This window comes from Lysobacter sp. FW306-1B-D06B (assembly GCF_038446665.1).
Taxonomy (GTDB): Bacteria; Pseudomonadota; Gammaproteobacteria; order Xanthomonadales; family Xanthomonadaceae; genus Lysobacter_J.
In genome coordinates this window covers 3,684,721-3,702,839 of record NZ_CP151802.1, presented here as the reverse complement: position 1 = coordinate 3,702,839, position 18,119 = coordinate 3,684,721, and the positions used below count along the sequence as shown (strand labels likewise).

17 protein-coding genes are annotated in these 18,119 nt (G+C 67.7%); 14 read left to right on the top strand and 3 right to left on the bottom strand.

Features of this window, described 5'->3' with window-relative positions; all coding sequences use genetic code 11:
* Positions 1 to 209: 209 nt before the first annotated feature.
* The 5 genes from AAFF32_RS17145 to AAFF32_RS17125 all read left to right on the top strand — a co-directional run bounded on the left by AAFF32_RS17145 (position 210) and on the right by AAFF32_RS17125 (position 4,470).
* Complete coding sequence (locus tag AAFF32_RS17145; RefSeq protein ID WP_216962823.1) at positions 210 to 464, top strand: YfhL family 4Fe-4S dicluster ferredoxin; 255 nt, start codon at positions 210 to 212, stop codon at positions 462 to 464.
* Positions 465 to 517: 53 nt separating this feature from the next.
* On the top strand, positions 518 to 2,194 hold the full coding sequence (ggt, locus tag AAFF32_RS17140; RefSeq protein ID WP_342317303.1) for a gamma-glutamyltransferase: 1,677 nt from the start codon (positions 518 to 520) through the stop codon (positions 2,192 to 2,194).
* Between the two features lie 163 nt (positions 2,195 to 2,357).
* A complete protein-coding gene (locus AAFF32_RS17135; RefSeq protein WP_216962817.1) occupies positions 2,358 to 3,248 on the top strand; it encodes an MBL fold metallo-hydrolase in 891 nt (296 codons plus the stop codon).
* Positions 3,245 to 3,982 (top strand): TMEM43 family protein, encoded by a 738-nt coding sequence (locus AAFF32_RS17130; protein ID WP_216962814.1) that lies wholly within the window; start codon positions 3,245 to 3,247, stop codon positions 3,980 to 3,982. Before AAFF32_RS17135 ends, AAFF32_RS17130 begins: the two co-directional genes overlap by 4 nt.
* Before the next feature lie 86 nt (positions 3,983 to 4,068).
* Positions 4,069 to 4,470 (top strand): hypothetical protein, encoded by a 402-nt coding sequence (locus AAFF32_RS17125; RefSeq protein WP_342315845.1) that lies wholly within the window; start codon positions 4,069 to 4,071, stop codon positions 4,468 to 4,470.
* A 222-nt stretch (positions 4,471 to 4,692) separates the two neighbouring features.
* Here AAFF32_RS17125 and upp read toward each other — a convergent pair whose 3' ends face one another.
* The gene (gene upp, locus AAFF32_RS17120; protein WP_216962807.1) at positions 4,693 to 5,328 is read right to left on the bottom strand and encodes a uracil phosphoribosyltransferase; all 636 of its coding nucleotides are present in this window, start codon (positions 5,326 to 5,328) and stop codon (positions 4,693 to 4,695) included.
* A gap of 105 nt (positions 5,329 to 5,433) precedes the next feature.
* On the opposite strand from upp, the gene AAFF32_RS17115 reads away from it, so the two are divergent.
* The gene (locus AAFF32_RS17115) at positions 5,434 to 6,228 is read left to right on the top strand and encodes a methyltransferase domain-containing protein (protein WP_342315844.1); all 795 of its coding nucleotides are present in this window, start codon (positions 5,434 to 5,436) and stop codon (positions 6,226 to 6,228) included.
* A gap of 39 nt (positions 6,229 to 6,267) precedes the next feature.
* On the opposite strand, the gene AAFF32_RS17110 is transcribed toward AAFF32_RS17115, so the two are convergent.
* The gene (locus AAFF32_RS17110; RefSeq protein WP_342315843.1) at positions 6,268 to 8,598 is read right to left on the bottom strand and encodes a TonB-dependent receptor; all 2,331 of its coding nucleotides are present in this window, start codon (positions 8,596 to 8,598) and stop codon (positions 6,268 to 6,270) included.
* Between the two features lie 272 nt (positions 8,599 to 8,870).
* Here AAFF32_RS17110 and AAFF32_RS17105 point away from each other — a divergent pair, with 272 nt between their 5' ends.
* Positions 8,871 to 9,893 (top strand): phytase, encoded by a 1,023-nt coding sequence (locus tag AAFF32_RS17105; RefSeq protein ID WP_342317302.1) that lies wholly within the window; start codon positions 8,871 to 8,873, stop codon positions 9,891 to 9,893.
* 38 nt (positions 9,894 to 9,931) lie between these two features.
* Positions 9,932 to 10,093: a hypothetical protein gene (locus tag AAFF32_RS17100; protein WP_216962794.1), complete on the top strand. Its 162-nt coding sequence runs from the start codon at positions 9,932 to 9,934 to the stop codon at positions 10,091 to 10,093.
* 64 nt (positions 10,094 to 10,157) lie between these two features.
* On the opposite strand, the gene AAFF32_RS17095 is transcribed toward AAFF32_RS17100, so the two are convergent.
* Positions 10,158 to 11,654: an aminotransferase class III-fold pyridoxal phosphate-dependent enzyme gene (locus AAFF32_RS17095; protein WP_342315842.1), complete on the bottom strand. Its 1,497-nt coding sequence runs from the start codon at positions 11,652 to 11,654 to the stop codon at positions 10,158 to 10,160.
* Between the two features lie 126 nt (positions 11,655 to 11,780).
* Between AAFF32_RS17095 and AAFF32_RS17090 the strand changes: the two genes are divergently transcribed.
* The 6 genes from AAFF32_RS17090 to secF all read left to right on the top strand — a co-directional run bounded on the left by AAFF32_RS17090 (position 11,781) and on the right by secF (position 18,066).
* Complete coding sequence (locus tag AAFF32_RS17090) at positions 11,781 to 12,212, top strand: Lrp/AsnC family transcriptional regulator (RefSeq protein WP_216962788.1); 432 nt, start codon at positions 11,781 to 11,783, stop codon at positions 12,210 to 12,212.
* A gap of 314 nt (positions 12,213 to 12,526) precedes the next feature.
* The gene (gene queA / locus AAFF32_RS17085) at positions 12,527 to 13,600 is read left to right on the top strand and encodes a tRNA preQ1(34) S-adenosylmethionine ribosyltransferase-isomerase QueA (protein ID WP_216962784.1); all 1,074 of its coding nucleotides are present in this window, start codon (positions 12,527 to 12,529) and stop codon (positions 13,598 to 13,600) included.
* Entirely contained in the window at positions 13,597 to 14,712 is a 1,116-nt protein-coding gene (tgt, locus tag AAFF32_RS17080; RefSeq protein WP_342315841.1) for a tRNA guanosine(34) transglycosylase Tgt, read from the top strand. The genes queA and tgt overlap by 4 nt, the downstream gene beginning before the upstream one ends.
* 90 nt (positions 14,713 to 14,802) lie before the next feature.
* Positions 14,803 to 15,144, top strand: coding sequence for a preprotein translocase subunit YajC (yajC, locus tag AAFF32_RS17075; RefSeq protein WP_216962778.1), 342 nt, complete (start codon positions 14,803 to 14,805; stop codon positions 15,142 to 15,144).
* Between the two features lie 59 nt (positions 15,145 to 15,203).
* On the top strand, positions 15,204 to 17,072 hold the full coding sequence (gene secD, locus AAFF32_RS17070; RefSeq protein ID WP_342315840.1) for a protein translocase subunit SecD: 1,869 nt from the start codon (positions 15,204 to 15,206) through the stop codon (positions 17,070 to 17,072).
* A gap of 13 nt (positions 17,073 to 17,085) precedes the next feature.
* Positions 17,086 to 18,066, top strand: a complete 981-nt coding sequence (gene secF, locus AAFF32_RS17065) for a protein translocase subunit SecF (protein ID WP_216962772.1) — start codon at positions 17,086 to 17,088, stop codon at positions 18,064 to 18,066.
* Positions 18,067 to 18,119: the final 53 nt, after the last annotated feature.

Genomic DNA, 18,119 nt, shown 5'->3' with positions numbered 1-18,119 from the left:
CGGGATCCGGAACGGGCCCGCATCGCGGGCCCGTTTTGTTTTTTCCAGCTCCCCGGAGAGCAGGGGAGATTGGGAGGGGCGCGAGTGCCGTGCGTTGCCGCGCCTGACTTCACCCCTCCCCAACCCTCCCCTGCAAGCAGGGGAGGGAACGGAACACAGCGTCCATTCGCGCAAGGCCCCGTCCCGCGTCCGCATGCGACAATCCCCGCATGTCCCTCAAGATCAACGAGCTCTGCGTCAATTGCGACGTCTGCGAACCGGCCTGCCCGAACCAGGCGATTTCGCAGGGCGAGACGATCTACGTGATCGACCCGGCGCGCTGCACCGAATGCGTCGGCCATTTCGACGAACCGCAGTGCGTGGTCGTCTGTCCGGTCGAATGCATCGACCCCGACCCGGACCATCCCGAATCCAACGAGCAGCTGCTGGCCAAGCTGGCGAAGCTGCAGCAGGAGAACACCTGATGCGAATGACGTTGCGTGCGCTGGCAAGCCGGACCCTTCTCACCGCCAGCCTGATGCTTCTCGCGACGTCACCGCTGACCGCGGCTCCCAAGCAAGCCGCCACGAAATCCACCGCCGCCAAGCCGCCCGGTGCGGCCATCGCCAGTGCGCACGCGCTCGCCACCGACGCCGGCATGGAGATGATCCGCCAGGGCGGCAACGCGTTCGACGCGGCGGTCGCTGTCTCGGCGATGCTGTCGGTGGTCGAGCCGATCAGCTCCGGCATCGGCGGCGGTGGTTTCTTCCTGCTGCACGATGCGAAGAGCGGAAAGGACGTGTTCGTCGACGCGCGCGAGACCGCGCCCGAATCCGCCACGCCGCAGGCATTCCTGGACGCGCAGGGGCAGCTGGACAACGATCGCGCCACCAATGGCCCGTGGTCGGCGGGTATTCCCGGCCTGCCCGCCGCACTGGTGCATGTTTCGCGGAAGTACGGCCGCCTGCCGCTGAAGACCGCGTTGGCGCCGGCGATTCGCGTGGCGCGCGAGGGCTTCGAGGTCTATCCGCGACTGGAGCGCGGTTACGCCAGCCGCCGCGCCGTGATGGAACGTTACCGCGGCACGCGTGAGGTTTTCCTCGCCGACGGCACGCCGCCGACGGCGGGCGAAATCCTCAAGCAGCCCGATCTGGCGCGCACGCTGGAGCTACTGGGCGAGAAGGGCTTCGACGGCTTCTACAAGGGTGAAGTCGCGTCCAGGCTGCTCGCATCGGTGAAGGAAGAGGGCGGCCACTGGCGGGCCGAGGAACTCAGCGGTTATCGCGTGAAGGAACGCGAGCCGCTGCACTTCAAGTATCGCGATTGGGACATCACCACTGCGCCGCCGCCGTCGTCGGGCGGCGTGGCGATCGCGCAGATGTTGCAGATGCTCTCGGGCTGGGAACTGGCCAAGCTCGATGAAGCCACGCGCACGCACCTCATCGTGGAGTCGATGCGCCGCGCGTTCCGCGACCGCACGATTTACCTGGGCGATCCGGACTTCGTGAAGATGCCGGTGGCGCGCCTCATCAGCCCGGAGTACGCGGCCGGCCAGCGCGCCAGCATCCATCCGTCGAGGGCCACGCCGAGCGACCTGCTGCCGGGCCAGCCCGCGCCGCTGGAAGACGACGAGACCACGCACTTCTCCATCATCGACGCCGACGGCAATCGCGTCTCGACCACGCAGACGGTGAACCTGCTGTACGGCTCGGGCCTCGTCGCGCCGGGCACGGGCGTGCTGCTCAACGACGAGATGGACGACTTCGCGCTGCGCCCCGGCACGCCCAACGCCTTCGGGGTGATGGGCTTCGCCGCCAACGCACCGGCGCCGGGCAAGCGCATGCTCAGTTCGATGACGCCCAGCTGGATCGAGTCGAAGGACGAACTCGCCGTGCTCGGTGCGCCGGGCGGAAGCCGCATCATCACCGAAGTGCTGATCGGCATCCTCGCCTACGACGACGGCAAGACCGCGCAGCAGGTCGCCGCGCATCCGCGCATCCATCATCAGTGGATGCCCGATGTCATCACCGCCGAGCAGGGCGCCCTGTCGCCGGAAACGGTGAAGGCGCTGGAAGCAATGGGGCACAAGGTGAACGCGGGCGAGAAGACCTGGGGCAACCTGCAGACCGTGTCGTGGAACAAGCGCACCAACACGCTGGAAGGCGGCACCGATCCGCGCAATCCGGTGGGCAAGGCGGATGTGCTGGTGAAGTGACGATCCGACGCGTCGCCGCGCAGCGGCGATGCCTTCGCCGGGATGACGGGAAAGAGGCAAATGCGACGCAGGAGGGGCCATGCGCCATCACCGCCCTCTACGTTCTATTCGAATTCAACCCCCGCAGCGCTAAAATCAACCCGTCACACGCAACGGTGCCGCCATGAAACTCTGGTCCATCCTCGGCAACAGCCAGAAGCTCGACGGCGGTGCCATGTTCGGCAACGCGCCGCGCGCGATGTGGGCCAAGTGGTCCACGCCCGACGACGAGAACCGCATCGCGCTGGCCTGTCGCGCGCTGCTTGCCTCGCCGCTCAATGGCAAGACGGTGCTGTTCGAGACCGGCATCGGTGCATTCTTCGAACCCAAGCTGCGCGAGCGTTACGGCGTGGTCGAGGATCGCCACGTCCTGGTCGAATCGCTGGCGCAGGCCGGCTTCAAGCCCGAGGACATCGACGTCGTCGTGCTTTCGCACCTGCACTTCGACCACGCCGGCGGTCTGCTTGCGCCGTGGAGCGAAGGCCAGGCGCCGACGCTGCTGTTCCCCAACGCCACCTACATCGTCGGCCGTCGCCATTATGAGCGCGCGCTGGAACCGCATCCGCGCGACCGCGCCAGCTTCATTCCCGAGCTGCCCGCGCTGCTGGAAGCCACCGGCCGACTCGAACTGGTGGACGGCGAGTATTCCGACGCGCTCGGCGACACCGTGCGCTTCCACTACAGCGACGGCCATACGCCGGGGCTGATGCTTGCGGAAATCGTCGGTCCCGATCGCGTCGACGGCGAGTCGCACGGCGGCGTGGTGTTCTGCGCCGATCTGATTCCCGGCCGTCCGTGGGTGCACGTGCCCATCACCATGGGCTACGACCGCAACGCCGAACTGCTGATCGACGAGAAGAAGGCCTTCCTCACCGACAAGCTGCGCCGCAACGTGCATCTGTTCTTCACCCACGATCCGCAGTGCGCGCTTGCTCAGGTGGTGCGCGACGAGAAGGGCAAGTTCGGCACCGCGCACGAAGTGCCGGAGTTGCAGGCGAGGGCGCTGGCCGCATGAAGTCCAGGCGCGCGGCGTTCGCGCTGTCGCTGGTCTTCGCGCTGCTGATGGGCGCGGCCTTCGCGCAGGCCGATGCCGGCGAAGAGCCGATGGATCCGCCGACGCCGGGCCAGGCGTTGCGTGATCGGGATTTCGGTGTGGTCACGCACCAGTTCGGCCTGGACCGCCAGGTCGAGATGTACCAGTGGCGCGCGCAGGCCGGCGGCTACACGCAGGTCTGGAGCGCCGGGCCGATCGACTCCTCGCGTTTCGCCCCCGGCCACCAGAATCCGGCGAAGCTTCCGCTGGAAGGCCGACGCTGGCTGGCGCAGGACGCGAGGCTGGATGGAAAGCCGATCGATCCGTCGGTGCTGCAGACGCTGGGGCAGTGGCGCGTGTTCCGACCGAACTTTTCGCGCCTGCCGGCGAACCTGGCCGCATCGTTCCAGCCGGAAGGCGACGGCCTGGGCAGCGCGGAGAATCCGCTGGAGCCCGGCATCGGCGACCTGCGCATTTTCTGGCGCGAACTCCACCTGCCGCCGCTGGATGGCAAGGTGGAGTTGCGCGGTGGCCGTTGGCAGCTGACGCCGGTCGCGGCGGCGCAGGCGCTCAGCGGCGAACGTGCGTCCACGGTGGTGGAGCTCCCCGACAACGAAGACCGCAAGCTGTTGCCCTGGTTGTTGGCCGGCGCGGTCGTACTGGCCGCCATCGGCCTGGTCTGGCGTCGACTGCGCCGTCGCAGCGCCGCACGCTGAGCGTCGGCAGGGGCGCGTTGCCGCTGCTGACATCCCCTGTCAGCACCCCGTCCGATAATGGGGCTCCCTGAAGACGGAGCTTCGACGTGACCTTTCTCGTCTCATGCCATTGCGGCGCCACGAAGATCCAGGCGGCGGACATCCCCCGCTCGGCCAAGGAATGCAATTGCAGCTTCTGCGCCCGCACGGGCGCGGTGTGGGCGTACTTCGCGCCGGGTGAACTGACCTTCCTCTCGCAGGAGGATGATCGGACCTACTCGGCCAGCGGCATGAACCGCCACCACTTCTGTGGCCGCTGCGGCATGCACACCTGGGGCGATTCGCCGGACTGGGCGTCGGCCTACAACCCCGACGGCAGCGCGAAGGAAGGCTTCACTGCCGGCACCGTGCCGGAAGCGCGCATCTACGCGGTGAATCTGCGCCTGGTGGACGATCTGGACTGGTCGCAGATCACTGTCGAGAAGATGGACGGCCGCAACAACTGGTGAGCCGCCGGACGGAGAGCGTCGAGCGTGACGCTTCCGGCGGCCATACCCCTCTCCCTGGCCGCCTTCGGCGGCCTGTCCCTCTCCCGCAAGGGGAGAGGGGAAGCGCCGGGCATTTCGTGCGAGTTGCTGGCTGTCGCCGCCGCAGCTGCTGTTGCTGCTGCCGTCTCCCCTCGCGGAAACCGACGGGGCGGAAGAGGGGCGCGCGAAGCGCGACTTCGCCAACTACCCGCTATGCCGCGTGCCGAAAATCTTGTCGCCCGCGTCGCCCAGCCCGGGCAGGATGTAGCCCACGTCGTTGAGGCGCTCGTCGATGGACGCGGTGAACACTTCCACGTCCGGGTGCTTGGCCTCCAGCACGCGCAGGCCCTCCGGTGCGGCCACCAGGAACAGTCCCTTGATGCGCCGGCACCCGGCGGCCTTGAGCATGTCCACCGTGGCGACCAGCGTGCCGCCGGTGGCGAGCATCGGATCGAGGATGATCGCCGTGCGCTCGTCCATGCGGCCGGTGAGCTTCTCGTAGTAGCCCACCGGTTGCAGGGTGCGCTCGTCGCGCTGCAGGCCGACCACGCCGACCTTCGCCGCCGGAATCAGCTCCAGCACGCCCGGCAGCATGCCCAGGCCGGCGCGCAGGATCGGCACCAGCGTGACCTTCGCGCCCTTGATGCGGCGCGTCTTCACCGGCCCGGCCCAGCCCTGCACGACCGCTTCCTCGGTTTCCAGGTCCGCGGTGGCCTCGTAAGTGAGCAGGGTGGCGACCTCGGAGGCGAGCTCGCGGAACTCCTTGGTGCTGATGTCGCCCACGCGCATCAGGCCGAGTTTGTGCTGCACCAGCGGGTGGCGGACTTCGACGATTTTCATGGCGCACAGCCTAGCGCAAAGGCGCCGTGCTTCACCCGGTCCTTCCCCCGGCGGGCGTAGGGTCCGCCCCGGTGGCGTTCGCCGCGCGCAGCGAAGGAGGGCACGATGGCCAATCCTGCCGTCACCTACGAACGCGAGATCGTGCCGGCGCTGTTCCGGCCGTGGGCCAACGTGCTGCTGGACATCGCGCATCCCGCGCCCGGGGAGCGCGCGCTCGACCTGGCCTGCGGCACCGGCATCGTCGCCCGGCTGGCGGCGGTTCGCATGGGCGGCGGCGGGCGCGTGGTCGGTTTCGATCTCAACCCGGCCATGCTCGAGGTCGCCCGCGACGCTGCGCAGCGCGAAGGCCTCGACATCCAATGGCAGCAGGGCGACATGACCGCGCTGCCGTTCGACGCCGGCAGCTTCGACCTCGCGCTGTGCCAGCACGGCCTGCAGTTCGTGCCCGATCGCGCGGCGGCGCTGGCGCAGATCCGGCGCGTGCTGCGGGCAGGCGGGCGGCTGGCGCTGACTACCTGGCAAGGGCTGGAGCACCACGCTTTCTGGTCGCACTTCAACGACGTGCTGGTGCGCCTGATCGGCATCCCCGCGATGGCCGCCCCGTTCGCGTTGAGCGACGCGCAGGTGCTGCGCTCGCTGCTGGAAGAGGCGGGGTTCTCGTCGGTGGAGATCCGTACGCACTCGATGCCGGCGACGTTTCCAGATCCAAACGATTTCGTTGCGATGGAAGTGGACGTGATCGCCGCCGCCATTCCCGCCACGCAGCACCTGGACGATCGCGCGCGCGCGGAACTCACGCGCGCGGCCGAAGCCGAAATGGCGGCGCCCATCCGCCAGCAACTGCGCGATGGGCGCCTGGTGGTCCCGATGCATGCGCTGCTCGCGCACGCCATCGCCTGAGCCGGACGCCCGCATCGTGCGGGTGTCCGGCGTGGGCGATCAGAACGAGTAACGCATGATCAGCTGGTACACCGGGCCGGAGTTTTCGGTCTCCAGCTCGAACTCGTCGTAGTCGCGGTCGAGCTGGTCGGCGGCGTTGTCGAACTTGTGGAACGCCTCGTCCTTGTGCGCGTCCAGCAGGTTGGAACCGGTCAGCCGCAGCGACATGCGATCGCCGAAGCGCTTCTCGACGAACACCTCCAGGTCGCCGTCGTAGTGCGTCGAGACTTCCTCGGCGAGCATGCGCGAATACGCATCGCCCTGGCGGCGGTAGCTGGCGCCGAAGGACATGCCCCAATCGCGCAGGTCCTGAATGAAGCCGACGTTGTAGACGTACTTGGCCTGGTTGTTGAAGCGGCGTTCGCCGAAGGCGTCGTCGACATTGCTGTCCAGCCACGAGTAGTTCACGAACAAGCCCGTGTCCGGCAGGCCCAGTGCGGTCAGCGGCGTGGACAGGTCGAACTCGATGCCGTACACGCTGCCGTCGCCGACATTGCGCGCGGTGTAGACGAAGCTGTCCGGATCGAATTGCGGATAGCCCGGCGTGGTCGGCGTGGCGCCCGGATTCTCGTCGAGGAACTCCTCGACCTCGTCCTCGAAATCATCCAGCGCGGTCGCGCTGGGCTCGCCCGTGTTGACGATCTCGATCAGGTCCTTCACGTCGCGATAGAACACGTTGACGCCGAACACGCCACGCGCGCCGAGGCGCCGCTCGTAACCGAAATCCACGCCCCAGGCGCGTTCGGGGTCGAGCGTCGGGTTGCCGGTGAAGTCGTTGTCGCCGAACTCTTCCTCCAGCGTCAGCGGCAGGATCTGGTCGAAGTTCGGACGACGCACCGTGCGGCCCAGCGAGAGCAGCAGGCGGTCGGCGCTGGTGAAGTCCCACTTCAGGTGTGCCGACGGCAGCAGGGTGCTGTAGTCGTTGGACGCGCTGTCGTCGTCGAAGGCGACGTCGACGTCGGTACTCTCGTAGCGCAGGCCGGCTTCCCAGGCCAACGCGCCGGCGGTGCCGGAGAACATCAGGTACGGATCGACGCGCGTCTCGTCGATGCGGCTGTCGTTGCGGTCGAATTCCTCGTAGGGCGGCAGCGCGTCGCCTTCCTCGTCGGTCGACACTTCGCTGACCTGCAGCGTCGTCTCGCGGCGCTTGTCCATGAAGTCCACGCCGAACTCGAACATCGCCCCGCCCACGCCGCGCCTGTGCGTCAGCTTGAACGTGCCTTCGCTGTCACGCGTGTCGGTCAGCGTGCGCGTGCCTTCGCGTTCGTCGAACTCCGGCGGCGTTTCCTCGTCGTCGAAGCTGTCCTGCTCTTCGGTCGATCGCGTGTCGTCATCGAAGCGTGCGTAGTCCAGGTCGAACTCCGTGCGTCCGCCGGCCATGTCGAACGCGTACTCCACGCCCAGCGACCAGTTGTCCTGCTTGATCTTCTTGACCTGGTCGGTGACGGAGAGCAGGTTGTTGCGGCTGGTGCTGGTGGGGTCGTTGTATTCCAGCGAATGCTCGGTCTCGGTGCGGTCGGTGCGCACGTAGAAGCCGTCGACCGACAGGCGGCCGGTGCCCACGTCGCGCGTGTACGACAGGTTGGCCGAATAGTCGTCGCCGTCGCGCGTGTCGGCCTGGTCTTCGCGGTCGACGAAGTCGCCGCCGGGTTCCTCGAAGCGGTCGCTGCGCTTGTTCTTCGGGTTGTAGCGCCCCTGCACGTTGAAACCGCCGAGCAGACGGCCTTCGCCGACCGCGCCGCTGGCCACCGCGCCGTAGGTCGGCTTCACTTCGCCGTCGTCGAAGCGCAGCGCGCCCAGGCGCACGTACTTTCCGTCGAACTCGTACGCATCGCGCAGCACGATGTTGAGCGCGCCGGCCACGGCATCGCCGGAGCGATTGGCGCTGGTGCTGCGCACGATTTCGATGCGTTCGACCAGTTCGGCCGGAATGCGGTCGACGAAGAACGAGCGGTCGTTGCCGGCGCCGGGCACCTTCTTGCCGTTGATGAGGATCTGCGTGTAGCCCGGATCCAGGCCGCGCAGTTGCGCGCCGTCGTATTCGAGCACGTCGGAGACGAACGCGACGCTCGGCACGCGCTTGAGCATGTCGCCCACCGTCAGCGGTTCGAAGCGCTGAAAATATTCCAGGTCGTACGACAGCACCGGCGCGACCGCGTCGGTGCGGTTGCGGTACGCGATGTCGGCCTGCACGACCACCGAGTCGAGTTGCTTCGGATCCGGCGAGGCATCGGCGGGCGCTTCGGCCGCGAACGCGGAAAATCCGACCGGCGCGACGAGCGCGCACCACAATGCGCGCGACATCGTCGCGGCGAGCACGTTACGTTTCATCGAGGTTGCATCCCCATGCAAGACAAGCGGCATGCTTGTGAAGCGGCGTGTTGTACGCATCTCGCGTGGCGGAAATATGACGGCGACGCCCGATCGCCATGACGCGGAAACGTCACAATCGCCGCGTACAAACTCCCGCTTTGTTCACGCGTCTTCCAGGGGAAACCATGTCGCTGCGATTGGCCACGCTCGCTCTCGTGTCATGCCTGTGCGCCTGCACCACCACGCCTGCCGTCGCACCGGGCGCGCAGGATCGCGAACCGGACGAGGCGATGGAGGTCGATCCGCTGCTCAGCCAGGCCGGCATCGCGCACAAGGTGATCGCCGAAGCGTTCCTCACGGCGGCCACGCCGCTGGACAACATCGACTCGCCCGCGAGCTGGCGCGCGCCCGACGGCAAGCGCTGGCTGATCGCCACGGGCAAGGCGAGCGATCGGCTTGTCGTGTACGACGGCGATACCGGCGTGACGCTGCGCACGGTCGGTGGCCCGGGCGCGGCGCTGGGGCAGATGCAGCGTCCCAACGGCATCGCGGTGATCGACGACTACGTGCTCGTCGTCGAACGCGACAACCAGCGCGTGCAGATGTTTCATCTGCCCGATTTCAAGCCGCTGCTCGTTTTCGGTGCTGAAGATCTGAAGCAGCCTTACGGCCTGTGGGTACGTGCGCAGAAGGACAGCCTGGAAGTCATCGTCAGCGACAACTACATGTCGCCGCAGAACGAAGACCTCCCGCCGCCGCTGGCCGAACTCGACCGGCGCTACAAGCGCTATCAGCTGCGCCGCGTGCCGGGGGGCTGGGATGCACGCCTGATGGGAACCTTCGGCGACACGACGCAGGCCGGCGCGATCCGCATCGCCGAGTCGGTTTTCGGCGACGTCGAGCACGACCGCCTGCTGCTGGCCGAGGAAGACGTCGCCACCGGCACGCGCCTGCGCGAGTACGGGTTGGACGGCAGCTACCGCGGCCGCGACATCGGCGCGGAGCTGTTCAAGGCGCAGGCCGAAGGCATGGCGCTGATGCGCTGCGCGGGCGGCACGGGGTTCTGGATCGCGACGGACCAGTTCAAGGACCGCAGCCTGTTCCATGTGTTCGACCGCGTGACGCTGGCGCACCTGGGCGCCTTCGCCGGCAAGAAGACGGCGAACACCGACGGCGTGTGGCTGGATCAGTCGGGCGACGCGCGTTTCCCGCAGGGCGTGTTCTACGCGGTGGACGACGACCAGGCGGTGGCGGCGTTCGATTGGCGCGACATCGCCAAGGCGCTGTCGTTGCCGGCGTGCAGGACGAAGTGAGCGGCGTGCGGCCCGACACGCGTTGTGCCGTTGCAGGCATGGCCTTCGCGGCCGCAGTGAGCACGGCGTTCGCCGCGCAGTCGAGCAGGTACGAACGCTATGTGCAGTCCGGCACCGGCAACGCGGCATGCGTACCGAAGCAGGCAGCGCCGCAACGGGTCAAGGCGAGCGGTGTGGCGGCCGGGACGGCCGAAGACTGAAAAAGCAGGCGAAGGCGGCGGGCGTGGGGGCGCCCGCCGCCTTCGCGGCGGCGTCGGGGGAGGATCAGGCCGCCGCGGCCTGCTGCGCGCGCGGGCCTTCCCGCAATGCGCGCGCGACCATGGACACCAGCAGGTCGATCTCGTCGCTGGTGATGGTGAAGGTGGGAGTGAAGCGCAGCGAGTTCACGCCGCCGTGGATCACGCCGATGCCCTGCTCGCGCAGCCACTCTTCGGTGGAACCGGCGCCGTAGCACTTGAACTGCGGCGACAGCTCGCACGAGAACAGCAGGCCCGTGCCCTGCACCTTGGTGATCAGGCCGCCGAGCTCGGCCTTGAGCTTCTCGAACTTCTGCAAGGCTTCGGCGCCGCGCACGCGGATGTTCTCGCGCAGTTGCGGCGTGACCTGCGCCAGCACCGCGCAGGCGACATCGAGCGCGCGCGGGTTGGTGGTCATCGTGTTGCCGTACAGGCCCTTCTTGTAGAGCTGCGCGGCCTGGCGGCCCACGGCGAGCACCGACAGCGGGTACTGGCCGGCGTTGAGCGCCTTGGAGTAGGTCTCCATGTCCGGCGGATCGAGCTGTTCGAAGCCGGGGTAGTCGATGATCGACAGCACGCCGTGCGCGCGCAGGCCGGCCTGGATCGAATCCACGAGCAGCAGCGCGCCGTGCCCGCGGGTGAGCGCACGCGCGGCGGCGTAGAACGCCGGCGGCACGCTGCGGCCCGGGTCGCCTTCGCCCATCACCGGCTCCAGGAACATCGCTTCGATGAACCAGCCGTTGGCGTCGGCGTCGTCGAACACCTTCTTGAGTGCGTCGACGTCGTAAGGCTCCACCGTGATCAGCGAATCCTCGCCGCGGAAGCTGGCCAGGTGCTGCAGGTAGGTCTTGCGCGAGGAATCCGAATACAGTGCCGGGCGCTCGGTGCGGCCGTGGAAGCTGCCCTTCACGACGACGCGCTTGATCGTGCGGCCCGCATGGCGGCCGCCGGCATCGGTCATCAGCTTGGTGTTGGCGTCGGCAATGCGCGCGGCGAGCGACACGGACTCCGAACCGGAATTCAGGCAGAAGAACTTCTCGTACGGACAGCCGCCGCGCTGCGCACCGATGGCGGCGCGCAGGGCGCGATCGAAGCGCAGCTGCGACAGCGAGGGCGTCATGATGTTGGCCATCGCCTGCGGCTTGGCCATCGCGGCGATGACGTTCTTCGGCGCATGGCCGAAACCGAGCATGCCGTACCCGCCGGAGTCGTGCAGGACCGCGCCCTTCAGCGTGACCACCCACGGGCCGCGCGCGGCGAGGGCGATGTACGGGTTCACCGCATCGTCCGGATAGAAGTTGACGTAGCCGCCTTGCACGGACTGCACCTGGGCGTCCTCGTCCAGGTCGAGCAGGTCGGCGAATTCGTCCTTCACGCGCTGGTATTCCTGCTCGGCGGCCTCGATGGCCTCGATCAGTTCGGCATGCGTGGCGGCGAAGCGGGCGATGGTGGCGTCGTCCAGGCCGTGGGTACGGTGGCGGCCCGCGTGGGCGCGCAGGGGAGCGAGACGGTCGATGACGGCCATGGGGTCCTCCAGGGGCGAATCAGGCGGCAAGTTGTCCATTATCTGGATTAAATCGTCGATCGACAGTACCGATTTGTACGAAATAAGGGATAATTTCGTCGTTTCGACGACGGGAGGGGCCGAATCGTGAAGATCACCGATGCCGACCAGCAGGTCCTCTCGGTCCTGCGCGAAAACGCACGCGCCTCCACGGCCGATATCGCGCGCCGGTTGAAGCTCTCCCGCACCACGGTGCACAGCCGGATCGAGCGGCTGGAGCGCGAGGGCGTCATCCAGGGTTACACCGTGCGCGTGCACGACGCCGCCGAACGCGGCCACATCCGCGCCCACATCATGATCACCGTGCTGCCCAAGCAGGCGCCGTCCGTCGCCGCGTCCCTACACGCGATGCCCGAGGTGCGCTCGCTGCATTCGGTGAGCGGGCCGTTCGACCTGGTCGCCCTGGGCGTGGCGCCGTCGGTGGAGGCGATGGACGAGCTGACCGACCGGATCGGCGCGATCGACGGGGTCGAGCGGACGACCTCGGCGATCATTCTTTCGGCGAAGTTCGAGCGGTGATTCTGAGCGTGAGCCTGGAGGGCGAGGTGCCACCACCCCTCCAGCCGTCGTTCCCGCGAAGGCGGGAACCCAAGCGCGCACGTCACGCCCTCCGTCAGCGTGATGCCCGCCAGCGTGGATCCCCGCCTTCGCGGGGATGACGGCATGGGCAGAGATGCCGGCACGAGCGGAGATGCAGGGGCGGCAGGGGGCAGTGATGAGGCACGGGCGGGGATACCGCCGCCACGCCTTCCACGGAAACGGCCGCCCGATCCGGAACACTTACAATGGCCGGTCCCGCAGCCCCGGCGGCTGCACGTTCCACCGGCCCCGCCTTGAAGAAATCCGATTTCCACTACGACCTGCCGCCCGAGCTGATCGCCCAGGCGCCGTTGCCCGAGCGTTCGGCCAGCCGTTTGCTGGTGGTCCCGCCGGCCGTCGGCGATGCCTACGACCGCGGCTTCCAGGACCGCGTCTTCCGCGACCTGACCGACCTTCTGCAGCCGGGCGACCTGCTGGTGTTCAACGACACCCGCGTGATCCCGGCGCGGTTGTTCGGGCAGAAGACCACCGGCGGGCGGGTCGAGATCCTCATCGAGCGCATGCTCGGCGGCTTCGAAGCGCGCGCGCAGCTGGGCGTGAGCAAGTCGCCCAAGGCCGGTGCGCGGATCGTGCTGGATGCCGGCGGCGAGGCCGAAGTGCTCGGCCGCGACGGCGAGTTCTACCGCCTGCGCTTCGACATCCCCGAATCGCTGGAGAAGTACCTGCTGCATGCCGGCCGCCTGCCGCTGCCTCCGTACATCGAGCGCGACGCGGACGTGGACGACGACACGCGTTACCAGACCGTGTTCGCGCGCGAGGTCGGCGCCGTCGCGGCGCCCACGGCGGGCCTGCATTTCGACGAGGAACTGCTGGAGGCACTGAAAGCGCGCGGCGTGCAGTTCGGTCACGTCACCCTGCATGTGGGCGCGGGCACGTTCCAGCCCGTGCGCGTGGACGAACTCGACCAGCACATCATGCACAGCGAATGGCTCAATGTCGGGCCGGCGCTGATCGAGCAGATCAAGCGCACGCGCGCGGCGGGCGGTCGCGTGATCGCCGTGGGCACCACGGTGGTGCGCGCGCTGGAAAGCGCGATGCGCAGCAACGACGACGGCAGTGGCGAGTTGCAGCCGTACGCCGGCGAGACGCGCTTGTTCATCCTGCCCGGTTACCGCATCCGCTCGGTGGACGCGCTGATCACCAACTTCCACCTTCCCGAGAGCACCTTGCTGATGCTTGTTTCCGCCTTCGCCGGCAAGGCGCGCGTGTTCGCCGCGTACGACCACGCCATCGCCCAGCGTTACCGGTTCTTCTCCTACGGCGACGCGATGCTGCTGTTCCCGGCGGAGCAGGGGGGCGAGGCATGAGCCGCATGTCGTTCGAACTGCTGCGCACCGACGGCGCCGCGCGCCGCGGACGCATCACCTTCCCGCGCGGGACGGTGGAAACGCCGACCTTCATGCCGGTGGGCACCTACGGCTCGGTCAAGGGCGTCATGCCGGAGCAGGTGCGCGACCTGGGCGCGCAGATGATCCTGGGCAACACCTTCCACCTGTACCTGCGGCCGGGCCTGGATGTCATCGGCGACCACGGCGGCCTGCACGGCTTTACCCGCTGGAACGGACCGATCCTGACCGACTCGGGCGGTTTCCAGGTCTTCTCGCTGGCGCACAAGCGCAAGATCACCGAGCAGGGCGTGACCTTCGCCGCGCCCACCGACGGCAGCAAGGTCTTCCTCGGCCCCGAAGAAAGCATGCGCATCCAGAAGGTGCTGGATTCGGACGTCGTCATGATCTTCGACGAATGCACGCCGTACCCGGCGACCGAGGACGTCGCACGCCGTTCGATGGAACTGAGCCTGCGCTGGGCGGAGCGCAGCAAGCGCGCGCACGAGGGCAACGACGCGGCGCTGTTCGGCATCGTCCAGGGCGGGGTGCACGAGGAGCTGCGCACGCGATCGGCGGCGGCGCTGATGGACATCGGTTTCGACGGCTACGCCATCGGCGGCCTGGCCGTGGGCGAGCCGGAGGCCGAACGCAACCACATGCTCGAGCACACCTGCCCGCAGCTGCCCGCCGATCGCCCGCGTTACCTGATGGGCGTGGGCCGGCCGGAAGACCTGGTCGAGGGCGTGACGCGCGGCATCGACATGTTCGACTGCGTGATGCCCACCCGCAACGCGCGCAACGGGCACTACTTCACCTCCTTCGGCACGGTCCGCGTGCGCAACGCCAAGTACGAGCGCGACCTGCGTCCGATCGAGGAGGGCTGCGACTGCTACGCCTGCAGCAACGGTTTCACCCGCAGCTACCTGCGCCACCTGGACCGCTGCAACGAGATGCTGGCCCCCATGCTGGGCACCCTGCACAACCTGCGCTACTACCAGCGCCTGATGGCGCAGATGCGCGAGGCCATCGCGCAGGGAACCTTTGCCGCCTTCCGTGAGTCCTTCTACGCCGCCCGGACCGGAGAGGGATGACCCCGCCGGCGCCCGGGTCCCCCGCCAAGCCTGGGCGGGACGGGCCCGTGGCATAATCCCCCGCTATTTTTCGATTCCAGGACGAACGTCATGAATCTGCTCGACCTCATCATCTCGCCCGCCTACGCCCAGACTGCCCCGCAGGGCGGTGCCGGTGGCCTCGGCATGTCGCTGCTGTTCCCGATCCTGCTGATCGGCGTCATGTACTTCCTCATGATCCGCCCGCAGATGAAGCGCCAGAAGGAGCATCGCGCGATGCTCGAGAAGCTCTCCAAGGGCGATGAAGTGATCACCAACGGCGGCATCGCCGGCACGGTCAACGACATCGGTGAGAACTTCATCACGGTCGAGATCGCGGACAACGTCCGCATCCGCGTGCAGAAGGGCGCCATCGCCAACGTTCTGCCCAAGGGCACCTTGAAGTCGGCCTGATCGGCCGCCAGAAGAAATCGACGCAACGGCGGCCAGAAAGCCGCCGCAGGGGCTCTTAGATGCTGACTTACGCGCGCTGGAAATACTTCGTCATCCTGGTGGTTCTGATGTTGAGCGCGGTGTACGCGCTGCCCAACGTCTTTCCGCAGGACCCGTCGGTGCAGGTCACCGCAAACCGCGGGAGCCAGGTCGACGACGCCCTGCGCGCGCGCGTCACCGACATGCTGGCCAAGGCCGGCGTGACGCCGAAGACGGTCGAGATCGACAACGGCAACCTGCTGGTCCGCCTCAACGATCCCGACCAGCAGGTCAAGGCCAACGACACCCTGCGCGCCGCGCTGGGCAGCGATTACGTGGTGGCGCTCAACCTGGCCTCCACGGTGCCGGCCTGGCTCGAAAAGATCGGCGCCCGGCCGATGTACCTGGGCCTGGATCTCCAGGGTGGCGTGCACTTCCTGATGCAGGTCGACCAGAAGGCCGCCCTCGACAAGCGCCTGGACGCCACCGCCGAAGACGTGCGCGTGGTCCTGCGCGATGCCAAGGTGCGCTACGAATCGGTCGAGCGTCGCGCCAACAACACCATCGTCGCCACGCTCACCAGCGCGGCCGAGGTCGAGAAGGCCCGCCAGGCGATCGGTCGCGGCCAGCCCAACCTGGTGCTCGACGCCGAAGGCAACACCCTGAGCGTGCAGATCAGCGAGGCCGAACTGCAGCGCATGGCGGTGGAGGCGATCGAACAGAACGTCGGCACGCTGCGCAACCGCATCAACGCGCTCGGCGTGTCCGAGCCGATCATCCAGCGCCAGGGCAGCGACCGCATCGTCGTGCAGCTGCCGGGCGTGCAGGACACCGCGCAGGCCAAGCGCATCCTCGGCGCGACCGCGACGCTGGAGTACCGCGGCGTGGTCGAGAACGTGAACCCCATCGACGCCGTTGCCACCGGCAACGTGCCGCCGGAAGGCCGCATCTACTACCGCAAGCAGCTGGGCCCGGACGGCAAGCGCATCCCGATCATCCTCAACAAGCGCGTGATCGCTTCCGGCGACCAGCTGGTCGGGGCCACCTCGATGATGGATCCGCAGACCGGCACGCCGGGCGTGTCGATCCGCCTCAACGGCGTCGGCGGCCAGCGCATGTTCGACTACACCACCGAGCACGTCGGCAAGCCGATGGCGGTGGTCTACATCGAGCGCATTCCGGAAGTGCGCACGGTGGACGGCAAGGAAGTGCGCAGCACCCGCGTCAACGAGGAAGTGATCTCGGTGGCGACCATCAACGGCGTGTTCGGCAAGGAATTCCAGACCACCGGCCTGGAGAGCCCGAAGGAAGCGGCCGACCTCGCGCTGCTGCTGCGCTCGGGTTCGCTGGCCGCGCCGATGGACTTCGTCGAAGAGCGCATCGTCGGCCCGAGCCTGGGTCGCGAGAACATCCAGCGCGGCCTGACGGCGGTGCTGTACTCGCTGGCCTTCGCGATGGTGTTCTTCCTGTTCTATTACCGCGTGTTCGGCCTCATCACCTGCCTGGCGCTGGGCCTGAACCTGCTCATGCTGGTGGCGGTGATGTCGATCTTCGGCGCCACGATGACGCTGCCCGGCCTGGCCGGCATCGCGCTCACCGTGGGCATGTCGGTGGACGCGAACGTGCTGATCAACGAACGCATCCGCGAAGAGTTGCGACTCGGGCTGCCGCCGCAGACCGCCATCGCAGAAGGCTACACGCGCGCGTCGGGCACCATCGCCGACGCCAACGTCACCGCCATCCTGGCCGGCGTCGCGCTGTTCGCCTTCGGCACCGGCCCGATCAAGGGCTTCGCCGTGTCGCTGATCGTGGGCATCGTCACCTCCATGTACACCGCGGTGAGCGTGTCGCGCGCCATCGCCACGCTGATCTACGGCGGTCGCCGCAAGATCAAGACCATCTGGATCTGACGGGAAAGACACCATGAAGCCGTTCAACATTTTCCCGTACGACAGCAACATCAACTTCATCCGGCTGCGCTGGATCTCGCTGAGCATCGCCATGCTGATGCTCGTCGTCGCCATCGGCGCGATGGTGTTCAAGGGCTTCAACTTCGCCCTGGACTTCACCGGCGGCACCGTGGCGGAGCTGCGCTTCGAAAAGCCGGTGGACGTGGACGACGTGCGCCAGCGCCTGGAGCAGGCCGGTTACGACAACGCCCAGGTGCAGACCTTCGGCAGCGGCAACGACCTGCTGATCCGCCTGCAGCCCAAGGAGAACGCAGCGCCGGCGGGCGAGGGTGCCGAGGCCGGTGCCGCGATCAACCAGGTCGCCAGCGACATCCAGAGCGCGCTGGCCTTCCCCGACAACCCGGGCCGCGTGCTGCGCAACGAGTTCGTCGGTCCGCAGGTCGGCAAGGACCTGGCGACCAACGGCATCTGGGCGCTGATCTTCGTGATCGTCGGCTTCCTGATCTACATCTCGTTCCGCTTCGAACGCAAGTTCGCCATCGCCGCGGTGTTGGCGACGCTGCACGACGTGCTCGTGGTGGCTGGCTGGTTCGCGCTGACCGGGCACGAGTTCGACCTGATCGTGCTGGCCGGCGTGCTGTCGGTGATGGGTTACTCGATCAACGACACCATCGTGGTGTTCGACCGCGTCCGCGAGAACTTCCGCTCCATGCGCGGCACGCCGGAGGAGATCCTCAACAAGTCGGTCAACCAGACGCTCTCGCGTACGGTCATCACCTCGTTCGTGGCCTTCCTCACCGTGCTGGCGCTGTACCTGTACGGCGGCGGTTCGCTGCAGGGCATGGCCGAGTCGCAGATGATCGGCATCGTGATCGGCACGCTGTCCTCGATCTTCATCGCCTGCCCGCTGCTGACCATCGGCTTCCTGAAGGTCACCAAGCAGGACCTGATGCCGAAGGCCAAGGACGAAGCCGCCCTGGCGCGTCGCCCGTAACGGGCCGCGCCGGAGGTTCGAAAAGGCCGCGCATTGCGCGGCCTTTTTCGTTG